Source organism: Streptomyces sp. CT34 (assembly GCF_000805335.1).
Classification (GTDB): Bacteria; Actinomycetota; Actinomycetes; order Streptomycetales; family Streptomycetaceae; genus Streptomyces.
The window spans coordinates 3,138,504-3,140,356 of sequence record NZ_KN708638.1; the positions used below are offsets into that span (position 1 = coordinate 3,138,504).

The following is a 1,853-nucleotide window of genomic DNA, read 5'->3' on the forward strand; positions in this document are numbered from 1 at the left end:
CGTCCTCCGGGGAGAGGTACTGCACCTGGGTCTGCTCGTTGCGGTCCCGGGCGGCACGGAGCTGGGACTCCCACGGGTGCGGGCCCTCGGGCTCCGGGGGGCCGGCCGCGGGCGCGCCCATGGGCATCGGGGGCACCGGCGGCATGACGCGGGTCGGGTCGGAGCCGCCGGGCGCGCCCGTGGACGGCAGCACGCTGGTCGCCGCGGCCGGGTCGTAGGAGCCGGCGTTGGACGGGAGCACCTGGGTGGGGGCGGCGTCGCCCGCCCCCTGGCCGCCACCCGTACCGGGGACCGTGGCGGGCGCCGGGTCGGGCGCGAGCAGCGCGGCGACGCCCAGCGCGGCCTCGGCCTGGGCCGGGGTGGCGTGCACGCCGATGCCGGCCGAGACGGTGCGCAGCCCGCGGGCGAGGTTCTCGGCGCTGGGGCGCTCGTCCGGCTGCTTGCGCAGGCAGCGCTCGATGATCGTCCAGAGCGGCTCGGGGACCGAACCGGGTCTGCGCGGCTCCTCGCCGAGGTGCTTGTGCAGCACCTCCAGGGCGGTCGCGCCGGCGAACGGGGGCCGGCCGGTGACCAGCTCGTACAGCAGGATGCCGGCGCCGTAGACGTCCACGGCGGAGGTCTGCGGGCGGCCCTCGGCGGACTCCGGCGCCACGTAGGCGGGGGTGCCGACGAACTCGTGCGTACGGGTCAGGCCCGGGGAGTCGGCGAGCCGCGCGATGCCGAAGTCGGTCAGCATCGGGTGCATCTCGCCGCTGCCGTCGGAGCCGGCGAGCAGCACGTTCGCGGGCTTGAGGTCGCGGTGCACGACGCCGTCGGCGTGGCTGGCGGCCAGCGCGTCGGCGATCTGCGCGGTCAGCAGCGAGGCCGCGACCGGGCTGAACGGACCGTTGTCGCGGAGGTAGCGGTGCAGGTCGGGGCCGTCGACCAGGTCCATGACCAGGGCCAGCAAATCGCCCTCGACGACCAGGTCGCGGGTGCGGACGATGTTGGGGTGGGTGAGCCGCAGCAGGACGGAGCGCTCCCGCAGGAACCGCATGACCACGTCCGCGTCGGACGCCAGCTCCTCCTTGAGGACCTTGATCGCGACGGTCTCGCCGGGCTGTCCCGGCACGGCGGCCTCGGCACCCGCCGCCTCCCGCTGGCGGGCGCGCCAGACGGTGCCCGTGGCGCCGCGCCCCAGCGGCTCCTCGAGCAGGTACTTGCTGCCTACCGGCCGCACGTCATGCGCTCCCTGGTCGTGGTCGATCCTTGCCCGGCCCGCTCTGGGTCTCTCTCGCGGCCCGTCCGCCCCACTGTAGTGCCGCCGCACAGACATCCCGGTGCGGCGCTCACTGGTGGGGTTCGTGGGGAAGACGCGCGTTCCGGGCCGTTGGTTGCCCGGGCCGGGAGCGGCGCCCGCCGGCCGGGTCAACACCGTACGGACCGCCGTGGCCGGCCGCCGACCTGATGACCGGTGATCGAAAACGTCCGATTCACTGCGCGTAAGCAGGCACTTTTCCGCCGTCGGACGACCAATCAAGATCATCAATCGGCGGGCGGCGGGCGTGTTGTCAGTGGCAGGTGCGAGGATGCATCCCAGCACGCACGCGGTGGGGGCGCGCGATTCCTGTCGCGACGTGCACATGGGACTTGTACGTGCCGACGTGCTCGGGTGCCGTGGGGGAGCGAGCTGAGCCCCTGCCGGATCCCCCGGCAGAAGGGACCGTAGACGGCGATGCAGATCCGGCTGACCGTCCTCGGGCCGCGCAGCGGCCACACCACGCGGGCCTGCGACGTGCTCGTGACGGCCCCCGCCGGGACCGCCCTGGCATCGGTGGCCGGCTCCCTCGCCGCCTCCGTGGCGGGGGCCGGGG

General features: G+C 75.0%; 1 pseudogene. It reads right to left on the minus strand.

The window, feature by feature from the left end:
- Window positions 1–1,219: pseudogene (locus RZ84_RS13755) on the minus strand (serine/threonine-protein kinase); the annotation flags it as partial.
- Window positions 1,220–1,853: the final 634 nt, after the last annotated feature.